This window comes from Mesorhizobium album (assembly GCF_033977205.1).
GTDB lineage: Bacteria > Pseudomonadota > Alphaproteobacteria > Rhizobiales > Rhizobiaceae > Mesorhizobium > Mesorhizobium album.
Genome location: NZ_JAVIIW010000008.1, coordinates 127845 through 149322 on the forward strand (window position 1 = coordinate 127845; position 21478 = coordinate 149322).

Genomic DNA, 21478 nt, shown 5'->3' on the forward strand with positions numbered 1-21478 from the left:
CCGCGCTTACTGCGCGGCGTTGACCATGTTGGTCAGCATCGGCTCGGCGACCTCGACGCCGGACGCCTTGCGGCGCTCGTCGATGATGAGCTCGTCGCGCGAGGTGGCGATGCGCCGGATCTGGCTCATCGTGCCGCCGGTGCCGGCCGGGATCAGACGGCCGACGATGACGTTTTCCTTCAGACCCTGCAGCATGTCGGTCTTGCCGGCAACCGCAGCCTCCGTCAGCACCCTGGTCGTCTCCTGGAAGGAGGCGGCCGAGATGAAGGACGGCGTCTGCAGCGAAGCCTTGGTGATGCCGAGCAGCACCGGCTGGCCTTCGGCCGGCTTCTTGCCGTCCTCGATCAGGCGCTCGTTGACCTCTTCCAGCTCGATCACGTCGACGTGGTCGCCAGGAATGTAGGTCGAGTCGCCCTGCGTGGTGATCTCGACCTTCTGCAGCATCTGGCGAACGATCACCTCGATGTGCTTGTCGTTGATCGACACGCCCTGCAGGCGGTAGACCTCCTGGATCTCGTTGACGAGGTAGGACGCAAGCGCCTCCACGCCCTTGATCGCCAGGATGTCGTGCGGCGCCGGATTGCCGTCGAGGATGTAGTCACCCTTCTCGATGACGTCGCCGTCCTGGAGATGGAACGGCTTGCCCTTCGGGATCAGGTACTCCACCGGCTCCAGCGTCGAGTCATGCGGCTCGATGATGATGCGGCGCTTGTTCTTGTAGTCGCGGCCGAAGCGGATCGTGCCATCGATCTCGGCGATGATGGCGTGATCCTTCGGACGGCGAGCCTCGAACAGTTCGGCCACGCGCGGCAGACCGCCGGTGATGTCCTTGGTCTTGGCGCTTTCCATCGGGATACGCGCCAGCACGTCGCCCGGACGGACATGCGCGCCCGGCTCGACCGAGAGGATGGCCTCGACCGAGAGCAGGAAGCGTGCATCGGCGCCCTTCGACAGCTTGCCGACCTTGCCCTTGGCGTCCTGAACGACGATCGCCGGCTTCAGGTCGCTGCCGCGCGGTGTCGAACGCCAGTCGATGACCTCACGCTTTGTGATGCCGGTCGACTCGTCGGCCGTTTCCTGGACCGAGATGCCGTCGACCAGATCCTCGAACGCCACCTTGCCCTCGATCTCGGTGAGGATCGGGCGGGTGTAAGGATCCCACTCGGCGATACGCTGGCCGCGCTTCACCTTGTCGCCATCGTCCACGAAGATGCGCGAGCCGTAGGCGACGCGGTGCGTGGCGCGCTCCTTGCCGGCCTCGTCGAGGATCAGGACCGCCATGTTGCGGCCCATGACCATCTGCTGGCCTTCGGAGTTGCGCACCACGTTGCGGTTGCGGATCTGGACCTTGCCCTCATAGGAGGCCTCAAGGAACGAGGAGTCCACCACCTGCGCGGTGCCGCCCATGTGGAAGGTGCGCATGGTGAGCTGGGTGCCCGGCTCGCCGATCGACTGCGCCGCGATGACGCCGACGGCCTCGCCCTGGTTGACGGGCGTGCCGCGGGCAAGATCGCGACCGTAGCAGACCGCGCAGACGCCGGTCCTGACCTCGCAGGTCAGCGCCGAGCGGATGCGCACCGACTGCACGCCGGCCTTCTCGATCTGCTCCACATCGCGCTCGTCCATCAGCTTGCCGGCCTTGACCAGCAGCTCGCCGGTGGCCGGGTGGCTGATGTCGTCGAGCGCCGTGCGGCCGAGCACGCGCTGACCGACCGAGGCGACGATCTGGCCGGCATCGACGATCGGCTGCATGGTGAGGCCCTTGTCGGTGCCGCAATCCAGCGAATTGACGATGCAGTCCTGCGCCACGTCGACCAGACGGCGGGTGAGGTAACCCGAGTTGGCCGTCTTCAACGCAGTGTCGGCCAGACCCTTGCGGGCGCCGTGGGTCGAGTTGAAGTACTCGAGCACGGTGAGGCCTTCCTTGAAGTTCGAGATGATCGGCGTCTCGATGATCTCGCCCGAAGGCTTGGCCATCAGGCCGCGCATGCCGGCAAGCTGGCGCATCTGGGTCGGCGAACCGCGCGCACCCGAATGCGACATCATGTAGATCGAGTTCATCGGCTTCTGGCGGCCATTTTCCTCGAACTCGACCGCCTTTATGCGGGCCATCATCTCGTCGGCGACCTTTTCGGAGCACTTCGCCCAGGCGTCGACCACCTTGTTGTACTTCTCGCCCTGCGTGATCAGGCCGTCATTGTACTGCTGCTCGTACTCCTTGGCCAAAGCCTCGGTGTCGGAGACCAGCTTCAGCTTGGTGTCCGGGATCACCATGTCGTCCTTGCCGAACGAAATGCCGGCGCGGCAGGCATGGGCGAAGCCGAGGGCCATGATCCGGTCGCAGAAGATGACCGTCTCCTTCTGGCCGCAGTGGCGGTAGACGGTGTCGATCATCTTGGAGATGTTCTTCTTGGTCATCTCCTGGTTGGCGATGTCGTACGGCACGTTGGCGTTCTTCGGCAGAAGCTCGCCGATGATCATGCGGCCGGGCGTGGTGTCGTAGATCTTCGACACCGTCTTGCCTTCGGCATCGACGGTGCGGAAGCGACCCTTGATCTTGGCGTGCAGCGTGACCGCCTTGGTCTCCAGCGCATGCTGGAGCTCGCCCATGTCGGCGAACACCATGCCTTCGCCCGGCTCGTTCTGGTTGACGATCGACAGATAGTAGAGACCGAGAACCATGTCCTGCGACGGCACGATGATCGGCGCGCCGGAGGCCGGGTGCAGGATGTTGTTGGTCGACATCATCAGCACGCGGGCTTCGAGCTGCGCTTCCAGCGACAGCGGCACGTGGACCGCCATCTGGTCGCCGTCGAAGTCGGCGTTGAAGGCCGTGCAGACCAGCGGATGGAGCTGGATCGCCTTGCCCTCGATCAGTATCGGCTCGAACGCCTGGATGCCGAGGCGGTGCAGCGTCGGCGCGCGGTTCAAGAGCACCGGATGCTCGCGGATCACCTCATCGAGGATGTCCCACACTTCCGGACGCTCCTTCTCGACCAGCTTCTTCGCCTGCTTGACGGTCGAGGAGAAGCCCTTGGCGTCGAGGCGGGCGTAGATGAAGGGCTTGAACAGCTCGAGCGCCATCTTCTTCGGCAGGCCGCACTGATGCAGCTTGAGCTCCGGACCGGTCACGATGACCGAGCGGCCGGAATAGTCGACGCGCTTGCCGAGCAGGTTCTGGCGGAACCGGCCCTGCTTGCCCTTCAGCATGTCGGACAGCGACTTCAGCGGACGCTTGTTGGCGCCGGTGATGACGCGGCCGCGGCGGCCGTTGTCGAACAGCGCGTCGACGGCCTCCTGCAGCATGCGCTTCTCGTTGCGCACGATGATGCCCGGCGCGCGCAGCTCGATCAGCCGCTTCAGGCGGTTGTTGCGGTTGATGACGCGGCGATAGAGGTCGTTGAGATCGGAGGTGGCGAAACGGCCGCCGTCCAGCGGGACGAGCGGGCGCAGATCCGGCGGGATCACCGGAACCACCTTCATGATCATCCATTCCGGACGGTTGCCGGATTCCATGAAGTTCTCGACGACCTTGAGCCGCTTCAAGAGCTTCTTCTGCTTGAGCTCGGACGTGGTCGAGGCCAGCTCCGAGCGCAGGTCGCCGGCGATCTTCTCCAGATCCATGCCGGCGAGCAGGTCATGGATGGCCTCCGCGCCGATCATGGCGGTGAAGCTGTCCTCGCCATACTCGTCGACGGCCAGCATGTACTCTTCCTCGCTGAGCAGCTGGTGCTCCTTCAGCGCGGTGAGGCCGGGCTCGGTGACGATGTAGTTCTCGAAGTAGAGGACGCGCTCGATGTCCTTCAGCGTCATGTCGAGCAGCGTGCCGATGCGCGAAGGGAGCGACTTCAGGAACCAGATGTGGGCGACGGGCGCGGCGAGCTCGATGTGGCCCATGCGCTCGCGGCGGACGCGCGACAGCGTGACTTCGACGCCGCACTTCTCGCAGATGACGCCCTTGTACTTCATGCGCTTGTACTTGCCGCACAGGCACTCGTAGTCCTTGATCGGGCCGAAAATACGCGCACAGAACAGACCGTCACGCTCCGGCTTGAAGGTGCGGTAGTTGATGGTCTCCGGCTTTTTGATCTCGCCGAACGACCAGGACAGAATCTTCTCAGGGCTGGCAAGCGAGATCCGGATGGAATCGAACACCTGCGCAGGCGCCTGGGGGTTGAAGAGATTCATGACCTCTTGGTTCATGCCGTTCTCCTTTTCGGGGTCCTCGAAAACCCCTTGCATCGAGCGCGGGCCAAATGCCCGCAGACTGGCCGGCCTTGCCGGCCGAAGAATTTGAGGGGCGCGCCGCGTCTTGGGCTGCGGCGCGCCATGGCCTTATCCGGCCGCGCTTATTCGGCCGCGTCCGGCAGCCGCACGGGTCCCTCGTCGAACTTGGTGTTCTCCAGTTCGACATTGAGGCCGAGCGAGCGCATTTCCTTGACGAGAACGTTGAAGCTCTCGGGGATGCCCGCCTCGAACGTATCGTCGCCGCGCACGATCGCCTCGTAGACCTTGGTGCGGCCGGCAACGTCGTCGGACTTCACCGTCAGCATTTCCTGCAGCGTGTAGGCGGCGCCGTAGGCTTCGAGCGCCCAGACCTCCATTTCGCCGAAGCGCTGGCCGCCGAACTGCGCCTTGCCGCCCAGCGGCTGCTGGGTGACGAGCGAGTACGGACCGATCGAGCGCGCGTGGATCTTGTCGTCCACCAGGTGATGCAGCTTGAGCATATAGATGTAGCCCATCGTCACCTTGCGATCGAACGGCTCGCCAGTGCGGCCGTCATAGAGCTGCGACTGACCGCTGGTGTGCAGGCCAGCCTGCTCCAGCATGGTGTTGATGTCGGCCTCGTGCGCGCCGTCGAACACCGGGGTCGCGATCGAGACGCCGCGCCGCATCTGTTCGCTCAGGCGAATGATGCTCTCGTCGTCATAGTCGCGGATCGGCTCGTTGCGGTCGTTGGAAGGCATGAAGCTTTCCAGCGTCTTGCGCAGCGGCTTGATGTCGCCGCCCGCCTTGTACGCATCGATCAGCTCGCCGATCTTCCTGCCCATGCCGGCGCAGGCCCAGCCCAGATGCGTCTCCAGGATCTGGCCGACATTCATGCGGCTCGGCACACCCAGCGGGTTGAGCACGATATCGGCATGCGTGCCGTCCTCGAGGAAAGGCATGTCCTCGACCGGAACGATGCGCGACACGACACCCTTGTTGCCGTGACGGCCGGCCATCTTGTCGCCCGGCTGCATCTTGCGCTTCACCGCCACGAAGACCTTGACCATCTTCATGACGCCCGGAGGCATCTCGTCGCCGCGCTGCACCTTCTCGACCTTGTCCATGAAGCGCTGCTCGAGCGCCTTCTTGGAGTCGTCGTATTGGCCGCGCAGGGCTTCGAGCTCGCTCTGGAGCTTTTCGTTCTCCACCGCGAACTGCCACCACTGCGAGCGCGGATACTCGTCGAGCGTGTCCTTCGACAGCTTCGAGCCCTTTTTGAAGCCCTTCGGTCCGGCGATCGCATCCTTGCCGACCAGCACGTCGGAAAGGCGTGCGTAGACGTTGCGGTCGAGGATCGCCTGCTCGTCGTCGCGGTCCTTGGCCAGGCGCTCGATCTCCTCGCGCTCGATCGCCATGGCGCGCTCGTCCTTCTCCACGCCGTGGCGGTTGAAGACGCGCACTTCGACAACCGTGCCGAAGGTGCCCGGAGGCATGCGCATTGAGGTGTCGCGAACGTCCGAGGCCTTCTCGCCGAAGATGGCGCGCAGCAGCTTTTCTTCCGGCGTCATCGGGCTTTCGCCCTTCGGCGTGATCTTGCCGACCAGGATGTCACCCGGCTGCACTTCCGCGCCGATATAAACGATGCCGGCCTCGTCGAGGTTCTTCAGCGCTTCTTCCGAGACGTTCGGAATGTCGCGCGTGATTTCCTCCGGACCAAGCTTGGTGTCGCGGGCCATGACCTCGAACTCCTCGATGTGGATCGAGGTGAAGACGTCGTCGGCCACGATGCGCTCGGAGAGCAGGATCGAGTCCTCGTAGTTGTAGCCGTTCCACGGCATGAACGCGACCAGCACGTTGCGGCCGAGCGCCAGATCGCCGAGCTCGGTCGACGGGCCGTCGGCAATGATGTCGCCCTTGTTCACCCGGTCGCCCACACGCACCAGCGGACGCTGGTTGATGCAGGTGTTCTGGTTCGAACGTTGGAACTTCATCAGCCGGTAGATGTCGACGCCGGACTTGGCCGGATCGAGCTCTTCCGTGGCGCGGATGACGATACGGGTGGCGTCCACCTGGTCGACCACGCCGCCGCGGCGGGCGCCGATGGCGGCGCCCGAGTCACGGGCGACCACCGGCTCCATGCCGGTGCCGACGAACGGCGCCTCGGCGCGCACCAGCGGCACGGCCTGACGCTGCATGTTCGAACCCATCAGCGCGCGGTTGGCGTCGTCGTTCTCGAGGAACGGAATGAGGGCGGCCGCCACCGACACCATCTGCTTCGGCGACACGTCCATCAGGTCGACGTTCTCGCGCGGCGCCATCATCACCTCGCCGGCGTTGCGGCAGATGACGAACTCGTCAACGAAGCTGCCGTTCTTGTCGAGCTCGGCGTTGGCCTGCGCGACATGGTGCTTGGCCTCTTCCATCGCCGACAGATAGACGACTTCATTGGTCAGCTTGCCGTTGACGATCTTGCGGTACGGGCTCTCGATGAAGCCGTACTTGTTGACCCGCGCGAAGGTGGCGAGCGAGTTGATCAGGCCGATATTCGGGCCTTCCGGCGTCTCGATCGGGCAGATGCGGCCGTAATGGGTCGGGTGCACGTCGCGCACCTCGAAGCCGGCGCGCTCGCGGGTCAGACCGCCCGGTCCGAGCGCCGACAGGCGGCGCTTATGGGTGATTTCGGACAGCGGGTTGGTCTGGTCCATGAACTGCGACAGCTGCGAGGAGCCGAAGAACTCACGCACGGCGGCGGCCGCCGGCTTGGCGTTGATCAGGTCCTGCGGCATGACCGTGTCGATCTCGATCGAGGACATGCGCTCCTTGATCGCGCGCTCCATGCGCAGGAGGCCGACACGGTACTGGTTCTCCATCAGCTCGCCGACCGAACGCACGCGGCGGTTGCCGAGATTGTCGATGTCGTCGATCTCGCCCTTGCCGTCGCGCAGCTCAACCAGCGTCTTGACCACGGCAAGGATGTCTTCCTTGCGCAGCACGCGCACGGTATCCTCGGCCTTGAGCTCGAGGCGCATGTTCATCTTGACGCGGCCGACGGCCGACAGGTCATAGCGCTCGCTGTCGAAGAACAGCGAGTTGAACATGGCTTCGGCGGTCTCGAGCGTCGGCGGCTCGCCCGGACGCATGACGCGGTAGATGTCGAACAGCGCGTCTTGGCGGCTCTCGTTCTTGTCGACCGCGAGCGTGTTGCGGATGTAGGCGCCGACATTGACGTGGTCGATGTCGAGGATCTGGATCTCATCCTCGCCGGTGCCGAGCAGCACCTTCAGCGTCTTGTCGTCGATCTCGTCGCCGGCCTCGAGGAAGATCTCGCCGGTTGCGTAGTTGACGATATCCTCGGCCAGATAATTGCCGAGCAAGTCCTCGTCGGTCGCCTTAATGGCCTTGAGGCCCTTTTCGGCGAGCTGGCGGGCCTGGCGGGCGGTGATCTTCTTGCCGGCCTCGACCACGATCTCGCCGGTGTCCGCATCGACCATGTCGCTGACGGCCTTGAGGCCGCGGAAACGCTCGACGTTGAACGGGATGCGCCAGTGGTCGCCGGCGCGCTTGTAGGCGATCTTGTTGTAGAAGGTCGACAGGATCTCCTCGCCGTCCATGCCGAGCGCCATCAGGAGCGACGTCACCGGAATCTTGCGGCGGCGGTCGATGCGGGCGTGCACGATGTCCTTGGAGTCGAACTCGATATCGAGCCAGGAACCGCGATAGGGGATGACGCGCGCGGCAAACAGAAGCTTGCCCGACGAATGCGACTTGCCCTTGTCGTGGTCGAAGAAGACGCCCGGCGAACGGTGCATCTGCGAGACGATGACGCGCTCGGTGCCGTTGACGATGAAGGTGCCGTTCGACGTCATGAGCGGCATGTCGCCCATGTAGACGTCCTGCTCCTTGATGTCCTTGATCGACTTCGCGCCGGTATCCTCGTCGATATCGAACACGATGAGGCGCAGCGTCACCTTCAGCGGCGCGGCATAGGTCAGGTCGCGCTGACGGCATTCGTCAACGTCGAATTTCGGTCCTTCGAACTCATACTTCACGAATTCCAGCATCGAAGAGCCGGAAAAATCGGAGATCGGGAAGACCGACTTGAAAACGGCCTGCAGTCCCTCGTCCGGACGCCCGCCCTTGGGCTCGTCCACCATCAGGAACTGGTCATAGGATGCCTTCTGAACCTCGATCAGGTTCGGCATCTCCGCAACTTCCGGGATCTTTCCGAAGAACTTGCGTACGCGTCTGCGGCCATTGAAAGTCTGGGTCTGGGCCATCGTCGCTCCTTAGCTCTAAACTCGGGGCGAACCTCGCCGCGGTTCGCCTTGCACCTACGGGCCGCCTTGGCGGGCTGCCCCAATTCTGTTCTCCGGCCGTCCTTCCAATTGCTTGGCGGCTACCGGCTAAAACGGGAGAAAACCCGTTTCCTGAAAGCCGCTTCCGGCCCTCAGGAAAGAGGTTTTCAAACGTCTCGCGCTTACGAAGCCTCCCTTCGTCAAGGGAGGGGGCGGACGGCGCGAGGCCGCCCGCCCTCAGCCATGAGGCTTACTTCAGGTCGACCTTGGCGCCAGCTGCTTCCAGCTGAGCCTTGAACTTGTCGGCGTCGGCCTTGGAAACGCCTTCCTTGACGGTCTTCGGAGCCGCCTCGACCAGGTCCTTGGCTTCCTTGAGGCCAAGGCCGGTGATGGCGCGGACTTCCTTGATGACGTTGATCTTCTGGGCGCCGGCGTCTGCGAGAACGACGTCGAATTCCGTCTTCTCTTCAGCCGGGGCGGCAGCAGCGGCAGCGCCGCCAGCGGCAGCGGCAACTGCCACCGGAGCAGCGGCCGAAACGCCCCACTTTTCTTCCAGGAGCTTCGAGAGCTCGGCCGCCTCGAGGACGGTCAGCTTCGAAAGGTCGTCTACGATCTTCGCGAGATCAGCCATTTGTGTATTCCTTCACTAGGTTCGAACGTGTGTTGTTGACAGCGAGGAACGGCCTCATGCCGCCTCGTCCTTCCGGGCGTAAGCGCCGATGACGCGCGCGACCGAAGCCGCAGGCGCATTGACGATCTGGGCGATCCGGGTTGCCGGCGTGGCGATCATGCCAACCAGCTTGGCGCGCAGCTCGTCGAGCGACGGCAGTGTGGCGAGTGCCTTCACACCGTCGGCGTTGAGCGAGGTCGAGCCCATGGCGCCGCCGAGAATGATCAACTTGTCATTCCCCTTGGCGAATTCGGACGCGACCTTCGGCGCCGCAACCGGATCCTCCGAATAAGCGATCAGCGTCTGTCCCTTGAACAGATCGACGATCGATGCGGAGTCCGTGCCCTGAAGAGCGATCTTGGCGAGACGGTTCTTCGCGACTTTGACGGTGCCACCGGCGGCGCGCATCTTCGACCTCAGGTCGTTCATTTGCGCGACGGTGATACCGGCGTAGTGGGCCACGACGACTGAACCCGCGCTCGTGAACGCTTCGTTCAGGCCCGTGACGAGTTCGCGTTTTTCCGCTCTGTCCACTGCCTATCTCCAGTTGACCCCTGCCCCATTAACGAGGTCAGAGGTCGGGTTGCCTTTTGCCGGCCGGGACATCCACTAACGGATCTCCCGAACGGCGCTCGAGGATCCTGCCCCCTTTCGCCACACCCGACGGACTGGCCGGCGAGCGCGCTGACAAAAGGCAAACACGGTTCGAACCTTTCATTGGAGCTTCCGCTCCTTTGTCGGGTCTTCACCCGTCTCATGCAGGCCCATGCGAATTAAGGCTTTTGGGCCGCCTGCAATCTCGGACAGGATATCCGGAAGCCTTTCGGCCTCCGGGTTACCGGGCCGCCGACGGATCGGAGGTCCGGAATTCTTCTTAACGACCGGCCGAAGCCGGTCAGGCGACAATCACGACGCGGCGAGCGTCGCGATGTCGAGCTTGAGGCCGGGGCCCATCGTCGAGGTGACCGACACCTTCTTGACGTAGTTGCCCTTGGCGCCGGCTGGCTTGGCCTTGTTCACCGCATCGGCGAAGGCTCGCACATTCTCTTCCAGCGCCTTGACGTCGAACGAGACCTTGCCGACGCCGGCCTGGACGATGCCGGCCTTCTCGACGCGGAACTCGACGGCGCCGCCCTTCGAAGCCTTGACGGCGGCCGCGACATCGGTGGTCACGGTGCCGACCTTCGGGTTCGGCATCATGCCGCGCGGGCCGAGCACCTTACCCAGGCGGCCGACCAGCGGCATCATGTCCGGGGTAGCGATGCAGCGATCGAAATCGATCGTGCCCTTCTGGACGATGTCGACAAGGTCCTCGGCGCCAACGACATCGGCGCCGGCGGCCTTGGCTTCCTCGGCCTTGTCGCCACGCGCGAACACGGCGACGCGAACCGAGCGGCCGGTGCCGTTCGGCAGGTTGACCACGCCGCGGACCATCTGGTCGGCATGGCGCGGATCAACGCCAAGGTTCATGGCGATCTCGACCGTCTCGTCGAACTTCACCGAAGACCGATCCTTGAGCAGTTGCAGCGCCTCGGCGAGCGCATAGGCCTTGTTCGGATCGATGCCTTCACGGCTCTTGGCAATTCGCTTTGCAATCTTTGCCATGATCTTAGCCCACCACTTCCAGGCCCATCGAGCGGGCGGAGCCCTCGACCATGCGCATGGCCGCCTCGACGTCGTTTGCGTTCAGGTCCTTCATCTTCTGCTCAGCGATCTGGCGCACCTTGTCGCGCGAGATCGTGCCGACCTTGCTCTTGCCCGGCTCCTTCGAGCCCGACTTCAGGTTGGCGGCCTTCTTCAGGAAGTAGCTCACCGGCGGCGTCTTCATGACGAAGGTGAACGACTTGTCCTGGTAGTAGGTGATGACGACCGGAATCGGCGATCCCTTCTCCAGCTCCTGGGTCTGCGCGTTGAAAGCCTTGCAGAACTCCATGATGTTGATGCCGCGCTGACCAAGCGCCGGGCCGATCGGGGGCGACGGCGTGGCCGAGCCCGCGGCAACCTGGAGCTTGAGCTGGCCTGCAACTTTCTTAGCCATCTCTATTCCTGCCTTTTCTCATGCCGGCCCCACTATCGGGGAAATACCGGCGGTTGCAGTCTGGTGGTGCGGTTCCAGCGGCCGGCTAAGCCGCTTTCGCCTCCCACCCGTTCATAGCCGCGCGATCCTTCGCGCCGCCGACCCCTCTCGCCTGTCGACTGAGGGATCTTCGGATCAGCCCTTCTCGACCTGTCCGAATTCGAGATCGACGGGCACTGCGCGCCCGAAGATCGAAACTTCCACCTTGAGCCGCGCCCGCTCCTCGTCCACCTCCTGGACGAAGCCGTTGAACGAGGCGAACGGACCGTCCGAAACGCGGATCGCCTCACCGATCTCGAAGGTGACCGACGGCTTCGGACGCTCCACGCCTTCCTGCACCTGGTTCAGGATGCGCTGCGCCTCGGCTTCCGTGATCGGCACCGGCTTGGAGTCGCCGAGGAAGCCAGTGACCTTCGGCGTGTTCTTGACCAGCGAGAAGACGGCGTCCGTCAGGTTGGCCTTCAAGAGCACGTAGCCCGGAAAGAACTTGCGCTCGGCATCGACTTTGCGGCCGCGCCGGATCTCGACGACCTTCTCGGTCGGCACCACGATCTGCTCGATATCGCCGGACAGGCCCTTCTGCTTGGCCTTGTTCTCGATGTCCTCGGCGACCTTCTTCTCGAAGTTCGAATAGGCGTGGACGATGTACCACCGCGCAGTCATTTCACGACGTCTCCGTAATCGCCGAAGTTAGTGTCCGAGGCCCAGAATCCACTCGATCGCATAGCCCATGGCTATGTCGGCGGCGAAAAAGAAGATCATCGCGATCACCGCGAACACCAGGACCATCACCGTCGAGATCATGGTCTCGCGGCGCGAGGGCCATGTCACCTTGGCCGTTTCCCCGCGAACCTGCTGGAGAAAGGTGAAAGGATTAGTGGTTTTCGAAGCCATGTGCCGCCTGTCTTCGAGACCCGTTGGCCGGGCCTCCTGGATGATCCCGCTGGCCGGGACGTGCCGCCTGGGCTTCGTGCGGGCGCCGAATCAGCGCCTCCATTTCGCCCACGCAAATCAGACGCGTAAAGCCGGCTTCCCAGCTCCACGCGTCGCGTGTCTGTTCAGTCTACATAAAACCGATTCTTGGTCCACGCAAGTGGCAAGTGTTCCGCTTTATGTTCGAGCGCCGCATCGGAACCATCCAGTCGTTCCGTCCCGGCTATGCGGGGCCTTATGCCCCAATTTGTCCCATATGGCAAGCCACCCGCCGGTTTTCAACGGCAGAGCACCCTCGTTTTCAGTCCGCCACTTAGGAGATGGCACGGGCAGCAGGGCTCGAACCTACGACCTGCGACGGCAGCTCATGGTGACGAGCGCAGCGCCTCCGCGCTCCCGGGTTCCCGAGTTGACGAGCGCCCCGATGTCAAATCCGTCGATAGCGGACGTCGGGCTCCGGTGCTCGGCATTGCTCGAGGCTAAACGCTCTCATCCGCGATATTGAACGGGCGCTCTGCCTGCTTGATGCGCTTCGCATAGAAAACGCACATATCGTCGGCTGTCCTATGGAGGAACAGTCGCTCTTGAACTAGCCGCTCAATCGCCGGGCACGGGCGTCTATCCATTCCCGTTATAGGTCGTATAGCGACAATCGATTTTGCTGATGAGTAGGAGCTGCATATCCGTTTGCAAGCGGGGCGGTACTGAATGTTGCCCCGAAAAACTTCCGGAAGGGCGACGTAATGCGCGCGATGCAAACTCTCATTCTCTCGGCAACTGCAACCGCGATGCTATTTCTTGCGGGACCAACGAACGCTGGCGTCCAAGGCAAGGGCCAAGGCTCAATTCAAGCTGACGGTATGATCGGTATCCCCGCCGGCTTTCAATCCCAATTCGCTGACGTTAATGGCGTGCGCATTCACTACGTGATCGGCGGGAAAGGATCGCCGATTCTGCTCATCCATGGGTGGCCGGAGGATTGGCACGAGTGGCGTAAAATGATGCCTCTCCTTGCAACGAAGCACACCGTTATTGCCGTCGACTTACGCGGATTCGGAGAATCACAAATCGCATCATCGGGATATGACCGCAAGACGCTTGCCGAAGATCTTTTCCAGTTGATGACGAGGCTTGACTATTTACGAGCAACTGTAGTCGGCCATGATTGGGGTGGTCCCGTAGCCTATGCCTACGCCGCTATCCACCGCGATGCTGTTGACAAACTTATAATCGTGGAGGGTGCGCCCGACGGCCCCTGGACCACGAAACAGTTCGCTCCCCTTCTTCACAACCCATTGTGGTTCTTTGGTTTCTTTGAGATCCCCGACTTTGCTGAAAAGGTTCTCGTGGGACACGAGAAAGAATTCTTAGAATGGTTCTACCGCAATAGAGGATTCCACATCGTTCCTGGCAGCTTCTCAGAAGCAGTCATCACCTATTATGAAAACAGCTACGCACGGCCCGGCCGGCTGGCGACAAGTCTTCAACTCTATCGGACGATTGATCGCGATATCGCTGACAACACCGAATTGTCGCGAACGCCGCTAACTATTCCAGTTTTAGCCATTGGAGCCAAGTATGGACTGGGATCTATGGTGGCGGAAAGCATGCGACAAGTGGCGCGCTCGGTAGCGCCGGTTTTGATGGAGAATACGGGTCACTTCATCCCCGACGAACGGCCCGAAGCCCTGTACCACATTATTGAAGCGTTCTTGGGTAGCAGCACCGCGCCCGAGGATTGGTCGCCGAATTAATCGGAGCGACATCAACTGGCCAAAACGGTCCCTGCAGGCATGGTCGGTGTGCTGCACTCGACTCCAACTCAAGCGCTAAATCATCTGTAAATTAAACTCAGCAATCCGCACTCAGCCAAGGGGACACGTATGAGTATCAACACGCAGACCTGGGTCGCAGTCCTTGACATAATCGCCTTAACCCCGGAAGAATACGACGCCATCCTTCGCAAGATGGGTGTGGAACACACGCCGGCACCGGACATCTACTTGCACATTGCAGCCCCTCTCGACGGCGGAGCAGGCCTTCGCGTCATCGAACTGTGGAGCAGCAAGGACGGCTTCGAGTCCTTTATCCAAGAACGTATGCTTCCCTCAGCGCAGGCGTTGGGGTTGCAGCGAGAGACGACCGTGACGGTAACCCCGCTTCTCAATGCCTTTGCACCTCGCGCTTCGGAGATCACGGCTCTTGCGCAAACGCGTGTGAAGTGAGGACTATTCGTAATGATTGTTGCCGGTCGCAGCGATTTTAGCCGGCAACGATCGCGAGAGGAAAGGGGGGACCGTTTACGCCCCGACCCGTCTGCGCGACGGCGATTGCATCTCAAGCAGCACCTTCGTTGAAGCGCCGTGCTCGACATCACATCCGTCGCTTCCTTGCCCCAAGTCCCGGTCTTAATAACGCTGACACATTTAAATGTGCCAGCGTTTCGTCGAGAACCGCAGATCGCCCGCTCTCCGCAATGGCTTCGAACGGTCTCTTAGGATGCTTCAGCGCGTTGTGCCGTTCCCAGCACTTGTTGGCGGAGCCAGAGATTGGCCGGGTCGTGGTGATGCCGCGCGTGCCAAGCCATATGCATGGCGAAACCCGGAACAAGAAACGGTAGCTCAAAGCATTCACAGTCGTCGTCGAGAGTGCGGACGAACCGGGTCGGCATTGTGCAGACATAATCCGTGGTGCGAAGCACGGGCGGCACTAGGGTAAAACTGGGCATAGATAAGACGACACGCCGGCTACGATCGGTTTCAGCCAGAACTTTATCGACTCTCCCCTCGAACCCGCCTCCATCCAGGGAAACTAGAATATGATCCAACGCACAGTAGGCATCGAGGTCCGGCCGCCGATCACCTCGAGGATGGAATTTGCGCTGCACCATCGAATAGGTTTCGTCATAAAGGCGACGGCTTTTCAGCATCGATGGAACCATGCTCGGAGGTGCGATGAGGAGATCGATCTCGTCTCGGTCGACCTGTTCCGTCGATCCGGTGCTATCAAGCAGGCGAAAGGCCAGCCGAATCCCTGAGCCAGCCTCGGTTTGTAGTCGCCGCAACAGCGGCAAGCCGATTACCACGACGCCATTGTCTGTCGTTGCGATCCGAAAATCGCGGATATCATTTAGCGCGTCGAAGCGAGGCCGACGCCGGACCAAAACCTCCAGGTCCTTAAGGGCGGCGTGGAGAGGCTCGACTAGTTCGAGCGCTAGAGCTGTCGGATCCATTCCGCGTCCGTTATCTGCAGGGATAAGAAGCGGATCCTCGAATGCCTGTCGGAGCCGGCTGAGTTGGGCGGATAGCGCTGGCTGGCTCAAATTAAGCCGTGCGGCCGCATGGGTGACATTTCGCTCTTTCAGCAATACGTCAAGCGATACGAGGAGGTTGAGGTCGATTCCCTTGATATCCATCGTACTTATATGTTTAGCTGCCATAAATCAGTTTCGAATATGCCATAGCGTATATTCAATTCTCAAGTGTGCGCAATGGACAGTGCCAGCCGGGCCGAAACTACTTCGGGCTGAGAAACGTGCTGTCAGCCATCGACGCCTTCGCGCGTTGGGCCGCTGAGGGTGTGGCAAGGGAGTCTGATGCGATTCAAGTCGACGTGAACCGGCAACGATTGGGTACTATCGCCGCAACCCACTCACACATGAACCACTCATGCAAAAATCATGACGTGCTCGTGGGTGCCGTTCACACTGCTACCGCAACGGGTCGCTTGAATCGCCGTTCGCCGGCAACCGGACGCGAACAAACTCGGCGTGCGGCTAGCTTCCCGCCGCCCACATGATGGAGTTGTTGAGATCGACAACCAACCCCTTGCGGAAAATCTTTTTGAGACCGCTCGGCAAACAGATGCTCGAAGGGAACGAAGATCAGCGCGCAGATCAACAGCACCCTGATGCCGAAAATATCCATTCGCCCGCCTCTATCGCCTGTCTTTCGCCGGCGCTCAGCCCGCGCTTGGCTTCGGAGCAAACCTCGCATCTCCTTTCCAAAGGCTAAAGGCCTGCTTTGGCGTGAGGCGCCCCGCGAGCGCGAATTCGCTGGGCAGGCGGCACAGGGTTCAAGCCTGCGACACGGGTTGGCAGGTGGATAACATCAAGGGCGGCAATGCGCGCGGCTTGTGCAAGAGATGTGTGAGGCTGATTTCGGCAACTCGGCGATCAAGGTGATCGCTAGATGCCTGATCCCTTGAAGGAATGGCACGGGCAGCAGGGCTCGAACCTACGACCTGCGGTTTTGGAGACCGCCGCTCTACCAACTGAGCTATGCCCGTATACGCGCTTCAGCGCAGGCGCTTCCTAAAAGCTTCCGCGCGCTCTGTAAAGAGCGGTCATATGCAGTTTCGCATGCTTTGCCTAAAATCCGGATTCCATTGGCCAGTTGGGCATTGGATCGCGCCTGCGGGCCGGTCTGCTACGCTCACGATTTCCCGGCTTTTGGCTTGTACGGTCCGCCCGGCACGCCCCAGCCCCACGCTGGCATCGGCTCGGTCTCCGGGTCGCAGGTCTCGCCGAGATTGGAATTCATCTTCGCCAGCCGCGATCCCCATTCGACATAGCCCATGAAGGCGGAACGGAACTCGGGATCGTCGGGCACGCCCACCTCGTCCGCTGCGTCGGCGAGAAGATTGATCCAGCGCCGGCGCTGCTCCTCGGTCAGATGCTTGCCGAGATGGTGCATGACCATCTCGCGGTGGCCGCCATGTTTTTCGCTGTAGATCTTCGGTCCGCCAAAAACCTCGCCGATGAAGGCGGCGACATGCGCCGGATGGTCCGGCGACATGTGCCTGAACACCGGACCAACGATCGGATCCAGGGCCACCTTGTCGTAGAAGGTCCGCGTCAGCCAGTTGAGCGCCTCGGCACCGCCGGCCCATTCGAACAAAGTCGGGATATCCTCGCTCATCGCCGATCCTCCTTGGGCGGTTCTCCTTGAGCCGAGCCTCTCGGCCGACCCTCCTTCGGCAGGCCGCAGAGGATAACGCAAGCCCTCCCCGGCTCAACCTGCCCCCATGGCCAGTGCCGGAAATGGCGCTAAAGCTTCGCCGGCGTCTCCACCTCGGCGTTGGCGGACGGCAGAACCCGGCAGTTGTCGGGCCTGGGCGAGGATTTGCAGATGGTGGCGCCGGTCAGTTCATCCACGGACTGGCGTCCGGTCGTCAGCCCGAATTTCTCCATCTCGTCCTGGCTGAGATCTCTATGGCTGGCATAGGGCACCGACTGCATCGCCGGGAACAGGCCTGGGCCGACGGCCATCTCGTCGAGATATGCCTTGACCTTGTCCGCCATCCCCAGGGAGTGCAGGCTGAGATGCGCGCTGGCGCCGACAAGGCGCCTGGCGCCGCCTGCGATCAATACCGCGCAAGCCGAGTTGCATTCGGCGCCGGCGTCGACGGTGAGGCCGGCATAAAGGCCGTCCTTGGCGACGCATCCTGCGGCGCCTGGATCGCAATCGAGAAAATCCGTGCGGGCGACGGCGACATCCAATCTGCGCTCGCGGATGAGCCGGCCGGCGGCTAGCGCGCCCTGCACATCGCCGCCCGGCGAACTGACCACGATGGGCAGCCTGCGCCCGCCGACCGTGTCTAGCAGCTCGCGCAGCCGGTCTGGCGTGCCGGCGACAATGGTGCCTTGCGCCGAAATCCATTCCGGGCAATCGGGATTGCAGAGTGGATTGCTGCCGCGAACCAGGACGAAGCGCATCTCCTGTTCCTGCTTTTGCGGCGGCGCTGCCTCCGCGGATTGAGGTGAAGCAGGCTTCACCTCGACGGCTGCAACTTCGGCCGGCTTGGCGTTCGTCGGTATCTCGCGGCAATTCGCCGGCGAGGGATTTTGGCGGCAGATGCTTTTCCCGGTCAGCAGGTCAAGGGAATCGAGGCTGGTGACGAGCTTCATCTCCAGCATGTCGTCGGGTTCGATCTGCCGGATGTCGCTCGCCGGCGTCGCCTTGATCGCTTCCAGAACGCCCTGTTCGACGCCCATCTCGTTCAGATAGGCCGAAAGCCGCTTCTCGACCGCCTTGCTCATCTCGTAGGTCTTGTAGCTGCCGGCATTCTTGCGGCTGACGATCCTGGTGCTGATGACCCTCTTCTTGCCGTTCACGATCTGGTAGGTCGTGCGGTAGAGCAGCTTTTCCCTGTGGTATGTCGTGGTGATCTGATGAACGCCGAGAAAGGCCCATTCGCCGACCACGCGGCGGATACCCCCGGCAAACATCAGCGGGCAGGCCGAGTTGCACATGGCGCCGTTGTCATAGGCGATGCCGAAATAGAGCGCGCCCTTGCCGTCATCGTCGCGGCAGTTCTTCATCCCCGGCGCGCAGCCGGAAAACTCCGTGACGCCGACGGCGATATCGAGCTTGTTCTTGCGGATCAGGCGGCCGAGCTGCAAGGCGGCATCGACATTGCCGCCCGGCGAATTGACGACGATCGGCAACTGCCGGCCGCCAAGCGTCTTCAGCAACCGCTTGAGCAGCGTCGGCGTGCCGGCCTCGATGGTGCCTTCCGCCGAAATCCATTCCGGGCAATTGGGCTCGCAGCCCTGGGCGCTGCCGCGCACGACGGCAAAGCGCATCGTCGGTCCGAGTTCGGGCGCCTCTTCTCCGGCATTCGCAGAAAAGCTGACCAGGCCGATTGCGGCGACCAGTCCGAGGCGGAACAGCCCGCGCCACCACCCACTGCTGTCTGAACGGCGTTTCGGAACCAAGCTCGCAAAGCCCCTCGGGTACAACTCATACTAATTTCGGCGGCGGTGCTTGCAACAGCTTTGACGGACGTGGCGCAATACCTGGGGTTCTTAGGCGCCGGAATCGAAAAAGGGCGGCCCGAAGACCGCCCTTTCCTTGTCAAACCGGCAGAGCCGGATCGATTACTCTTTGATGGTGACGACGATGCCGGCGCCGACGGTGCGGCCGCCTTCACGGATGGCGAAGCGCAGCTTCTCTTCCATCGCGATCGGCACGATCAGCTCGACATCGACGGTGATGTTGTCGCCAGGCATCACCATCTCGGTGCCGGCCGGCAGCGTCACGATGCCCGTCACGTCGGTGGTGCGGAAATAGAACTGCGGACGGTAGTTGGTGAAGAACGGCGTGTGACGGCCGCCCTCGTCCTTGGTCAGGATGTAGGCCTCGGCCACGAACTTCTTGTGCGGCTTGACCGAACCGGGCTTGGCCAGAACCTGGCCGCGCTCGACGCCGTCACGGTCGATGCCGCGCAACAGCGCGCCGATGTTGTCGCCGGCCTGGCCCTGGTCGAGCAGCTTGCGGAACATCTCAACGCCCGTGCAGGTCGTCTTGGCCGTCGGACGGATGCCGACGATCTCCAGCTCCTCGCCGACCTTGACCACGCCGCGCTCGACGCGGCCGGTCACCACCGTGCCACGGCCCGAGATCGAGAACACGTCCTCGATCGGCATCAGGAACGGCTTGTCCAGCGGACGCACCGGCGTCGGGATGTAGGCATCGACCTGGGCCATCAGCTCGCGGATGGCGTCCTCGCCGATGGTCTTGTTGGAGTCTTCCAACGCGGCCAGCGCCGAACCCTTGACGATCGGGATCTCGTCGCCGGGGAACTCGTTCTTGGTCAGCAACTCGCGAACCTCGAGCTCGACCAGCTCGAGCAGCTCGGCGTCGTCGACCTGGTCGACCTTGTTCAAGAACACCACGATCGAGGGCACGCCGACCTGGCGGGCGAGCAGGATGTGCTCGCGCGTCTGCGGCATCGGGCCGTCGGCGGCCGAAACCACCAGGATCGCGCCGTCCATCTGGGCGGCACCGGTGATCATGTTCTTCACATAGTCGGCGTGGCCGGGGCAGTCGACGTGGGCATAGTGACGGTTGGCCGTCTCGTACTCGACATGCGCCGTCGAGATCGTGATGCCGCGCGCCTTCTCTTCCGGCGCCGCGTCGATCTGGTCATAGCGCTTGTATTCGCCAAAATACTTCGTGATCGCCGCCGTCAGCGACGTCTTGCCATGATCGACGTGACCGATCGTGCCAATGTTCACATGCGGCTTGGTGCGCTCGAATTTACCTTTTGCCATAGTCTCTTTCCTTGGGCGGCCTTGACCTTCAGTTCAGTCGAATGCGCGGCGATTAGCGATAACGACCAAAAAACACAAGTGCCTTCTGGTTGAGCGTTCCCGCGCTCGACCCGAACCAACGATCCGATTTCAGGGATGTAGCGCGGATATAGGATCGCGACAGGGGAAATCAAATCGACACGGCTTGACGCCTCCGCGACCTCATCGACAGCTTCGCGCGAACTGACGCCCAATCGGCCGGAGCTGGCCCATTGCCGCCGCGACGCGCCTCTGATTTCTTCGGCAAATGCAGTTCATTCCGGCAAATATCCGCGGCCCGCTGTTCATGATCGTCTCGACGGGATCCTACCTCGTCAACGACACGATGATGAAGCTCGCGACCGCCGGGCTGCCGCCTTATGAGGTGCTTCTGCTGCGCGGCGCAGCCGCGACGCTCTGGGGCATGCCGCTGCTCCTGATGCTGGGCTACGGCCGGCAGATCCCGCTGCTGTTCGAGCGCAAGGTGCTGCGGCGCAACCTGTTCGAGCTCTCGGCGATCCTTTGCTATGTCGTGGCTTTGGCCAACATGCAGATCGCCGATTCGACGGCGCTCGGGCAGATCACGCCGCTCATCGTGCTGGTCGGCTCCTCGATCCTCTTCGGCGAAAAGATCGGCGCCGCGCGCATGGCGCTGATCGGCCTCGGCTTTGTCGGTGCCCTCATGGTGGCACAGCCGACGATGCAGGGCATTTCCGTCTACGCCCTGCTGGCGCTCGGCAATGCGGCTCTCGCCGCGGCGCGCGACCTCGCCGGACGCAAGGTGGCCGCCGAGGTGCCCGGCATGATCGTCGCCATCTCCGCCGTCGTGGTCGTGCTGATCGGCTCGGGCATCGCGCATCTCGTCTCGGAGGAATGGGTGATGCCGGAGGGCCGTCATCTGCTTTTGATCGCCGGGGCCGGCCTGTTCCTGATCTTCGGCCATTTCTTCATCTTCATGGCCTATCGTGTCGGACCGACGAGCGCGGTGGCGCCCTTCTATTACTGCTTCACCGTATGGGCGGTGATTTCCGGCCTGCTTGTGTTCGGCCAGTTCCCGAATGCACTCGCCGTCTGCGGCATCCTCTTGGTGATCGGCAGCGGCCTCGCCATCGTTTCGCTCGATGAAAGAAGGCGGCGCCTGACGGTGGTGGCCTGAGACGGCCGGTCCGCGACACGCGCTTTGGTTGTCCTGCACGCTCTGCAGGCGAGCGCCGGGCAGG

At 62.4% G+C, this 21478-nt stretch carries 16 protein-coding genes and 1 tRNA gene; 3 read left to right on the forward strand and 14 right to left on the reverse strand.

The window, feature by feature from the left end; all coding sequences use genetic code 11:
* Positions 1-6: 6 nt before the first annotated feature.
* The 8 genes from rpoC to secE form a co-directional block, all read right to left on the reverse strand.
* The gene (rpoC, locus tag RFN28_RS09485) at positions 7-4203 is read right to left on the reverse strand and encodes a DNA-directed RNA polymerase subunit beta' (RefSeq protein WP_320287095.1); all 4197 of its coding nucleotides are present in this window, start codon (positions 4201-4203) and stop codon (positions 7-9) included.
* Between the two features lie 146 nt (positions 4204-4349).
* A complete protein-coding gene (rpoB, locus tag RFN28_RS09490) occupies positions 4350-8486 on the reverse strand; it encodes a DNA-directed RNA polymerase subunit beta (protein ID WP_320287096.1) in 4137 nt (1378 codons plus the stop codon).
* Between the two features lie 268 nt (positions 8487-8754).
* Complete coding sequence (rplL, locus tag RFN28_RS09495; RefSeq protein ID WP_040974133.1) at positions 8755-9135, reverse strand: 50S ribosomal protein L7/L12; 381 nt, start codon at positions 9133-9135, stop codon at positions 8755-8757.
* A 54-nt stretch (positions 9136-9189) separates the two neighbouring features.
* Positions 9190-9708, reverse strand: coding sequence for a 50S ribosomal protein L10 (rplJ, locus tag RFN28_RS09500; RefSeq protein WP_320287097.1), 519 nt, complete (start codon positions 9706-9708; stop codon positions 9190-9192).
* Between the two features lie 372 nt (positions 9709-10080).
* Positions 10081-10779 (reverse strand): 50S ribosomal protein L1, encoded by a 699-nt coding sequence (rplA, locus tag RFN28_RS09505; protein ID WP_320287098.1) that lies wholly within the window; start codon positions 10777-10779, stop codon positions 10081-10083.
* A 4-nt stretch (positions 10780-10783) separates the two neighbouring features.
* Positions 10784-11212, reverse strand: coding sequence for a 50S ribosomal protein L11 (gene rplK / locus RFN28_RS09510; RefSeq protein ID WP_320287099.1), 429 nt, complete (start codon positions 11210-11212; stop codon positions 10784-10786).
* 174 nt (positions 11213-11386) lie between these two features.
* On the reverse strand, positions 11387-11914 hold the full coding sequence (gene nusG / locus RFN28_RS09515; protein WP_125006877.1) for a transcription termination/antitermination protein NusG: 528 nt from the start codon (positions 11912-11914) through the stop codon (positions 11387-11389).
* Between the two features lie 27 nt (positions 11915-11941).
* Positions 11942-12145 carry a preprotein translocase subunit SecE gene (gene secE / locus RFN28_RS09520; protein WP_320287100.1) on the reverse strand — a complete coding sequence of 68 codons (204 nt, stop codon included), beginning with the start codon at positions 12143-12145 and terminating at the stop codon, positions 11942-11944.
* 782 nt (positions 12146-12927) lie between these two features.
* On the opposite strand from secE, the gene RFN28_RS09525 reads away from it, so the two are divergent.
* The gene (locus RFN28_RS09525; protein ID WP_320287101.1) at positions 12928-13938 is read left to right on the forward strand and encodes an alpha/beta fold hydrolase; all 1011 of its coding nucleotides are present in this window, start codon (positions 12928-12930) and stop codon (positions 13936-13938) included.
* A gap of 129 nt (positions 13939-14067) precedes the next feature.
* Positions 14068-14409, forward strand: a complete 342-nt coding sequence (locus RFN28_RS09530; RefSeq protein WP_320287102.1) for a hypothetical protein — start codon at positions 14068-14070, stop codon at positions 14407-14409.
* Positions 14410-14678: 269 nt separating this feature from the next.
* On the opposite strand, the gene RFN28_RS09535 is transcribed toward RFN28_RS09530, so the two are convergent.
* The 6 genes from RFN28_RS09535 to tuf form a co-directional block, all read right to left on the reverse strand.
* Positions 14679-15599: a LysR family transcriptional regulator gene (locus tag RFN28_RS09535; protein WP_320287103.1), complete on the reverse strand. Its 921-nt coding sequence runs from the start codon at positions 15597-15599 to the stop codon at positions 14679-14681.
* Between the two features lie 286 nt (positions 15600-15885).
* The gene (locus RFN28_RS09540) at positions 15886-16110 is read right to left on the reverse strand and encodes a hypothetical protein (protein WP_320287104.1); all 225 of its coding nucleotides are present in this window, start codon (positions 16108-16110) and stop codon (positions 15886-15888) included.
* Positions 16111-16395: 285 nt separating this feature from the next.
* Positions 16396-16471, reverse strand: a tRNA-Trp gene (locus tag RFN28_RS09545).
* Positions 16472-16617: 146 nt separating this feature from the next.
* Positions 16618-17103, reverse strand: a complete 486-nt coding sequence (locus tag RFN28_RS09550) for a group II truncated hemoglobin (protein WP_320287105.1) — start codon at positions 17101-17103, stop codon at positions 16618-16620.
* 128 nt (positions 17104-17231) lie between these two features.
* Positions 17232-18902: a COG3904 family protein gene (locus tag RFN28_RS09555; protein ID WP_320287106.1), complete on the reverse strand. Its 1671-nt coding sequence runs from the start codon at positions 18900-18902 to the stop codon at positions 17232-17234.
* A gap of 162 nt (positions 18903-19064) precedes the next feature.
* Positions 19065-20240, reverse strand: coding sequence for an elongation factor Tu (tuf, locus tag RFN28_RS09560; RefSeq protein ID WP_320287088.1), 1176 nt, complete (start codon positions 20238-20240; stop codon positions 19065-19067).
* Between the two features lie 286 nt (positions 20241-20526).
* On the opposite strand from tuf, the gene RFN28_RS09565 reads away from it, so the two are divergent.
* Positions 20527-21414 carry a DMT family transporter gene (locus tag RFN28_RS09565; RefSeq protein ID WP_320287107.1) on the forward strand — a complete coding sequence of 296 codons (888 nt, stop codon included), beginning with the start codon at positions 20527-20529 and terminating at the stop codon, positions 21412-21414.
* Positions 21415-21478 lie beyond the last annotated feature (64 nt).

Excerpts from the sequence above, each read along its gene's own strand:
- rpoC (WP_320287095.1), bottom strand. The coding sequence starts at position 4,203 with ATGAACCAAGAGGTCATGAATCTCTTCAACCCCCAGGCGCCTGCGCAG.
- rpoB (WP_320287096.1), bottom strand. The coding sequence starts at position 8,486 with ATGGCCCAGACCCAGACTTTCAATGGCCGCAGACGCGTACGCAAGTTC.
- rplL (WP_040974133.1), bottom strand. The coding sequence starts at position 9,135 with ATGGCTGATCTCGCGAAGATCGTAGACGACCTTTCGAAGCTGACCGTC.
- rplA (WP_320287098.1), bottom strand. The coding sequence starts at position 10,779 with ATGGCAAAGATTGCAAAGCGAATTGCCAAGAGCCGTGAAGGCATCGAT.
- rplK (WP_320287099.1), bottom strand. The coding sequence starts at position 11,212 with ATGGCTAAGAAAGTTGCAGGCCAGCTCAAGCTCCAGGTTGCCGCGGGC.
- nusG (WP_125006877.1), bottom strand. The coding sequence starts at position 11,914 with ATGACTGCGCGGTGGTACATCGTCCACGCCTATTCGAACTTCGAGAAG.
- secE (WP_320287100.1), bottom strand. The coding sequence starts at position 12,145 with ATGGCTTCGAAAACCACTAATCCTTTCACCTTTCTCCAGCAGGTTCGC.
- RFN28_RS09525 (WP_320287101.1), top strand. The coding sequence starts at position 12,928 with ATGCGCGCGATGCAAACTCTCATTCTCTCGGCAACTGCAACCGCGATG.
- RFN28_RS09530 (WP_320287102.1), top strand. The coding sequence starts at position 14,068 with ATGAGTATCAACACGCAGACCTGGGTCGCAGTCCTTGACATAATCGCC.
- RFN28_RS09535 (WP_320287103.1), bottom strand. The coding sequence starts at position 15,599 with ATGGATATCAAGGGAATCGACCTCAACCTCCTCGTATCGCTTGACGTA.
- RFN28_RS09540 (WP_320287104.1), bottom strand. The coding sequence starts at position 16,110 with ATGGATATTTTCGGCATCAGGGTGCTGTTGATCTGCGCGCTGATCTTC.
- RFN28_RS09550 (WP_320287105.1), bottom strand. The coding sequence starts at position 17,103 with ATGAGCGAGGATATCCCGACTTTGTTCGAATGGGCCGGCGGTGCCGAG.
- tuf (WP_320287088.1), bottom strand. The coding sequence starts at position 20,240 with ATGGCAAAAGGTAAATTCGAGCGCACCAAGCCGCATGTGAACATTGGC.
- RFN28_RS09565 (WP_320287107.1), top strand. The coding sequence starts at position 20,527 with ATGCAGTTCATTCCGGCAAATATCCGCGGCCCGCTGTTCATGATCGTC.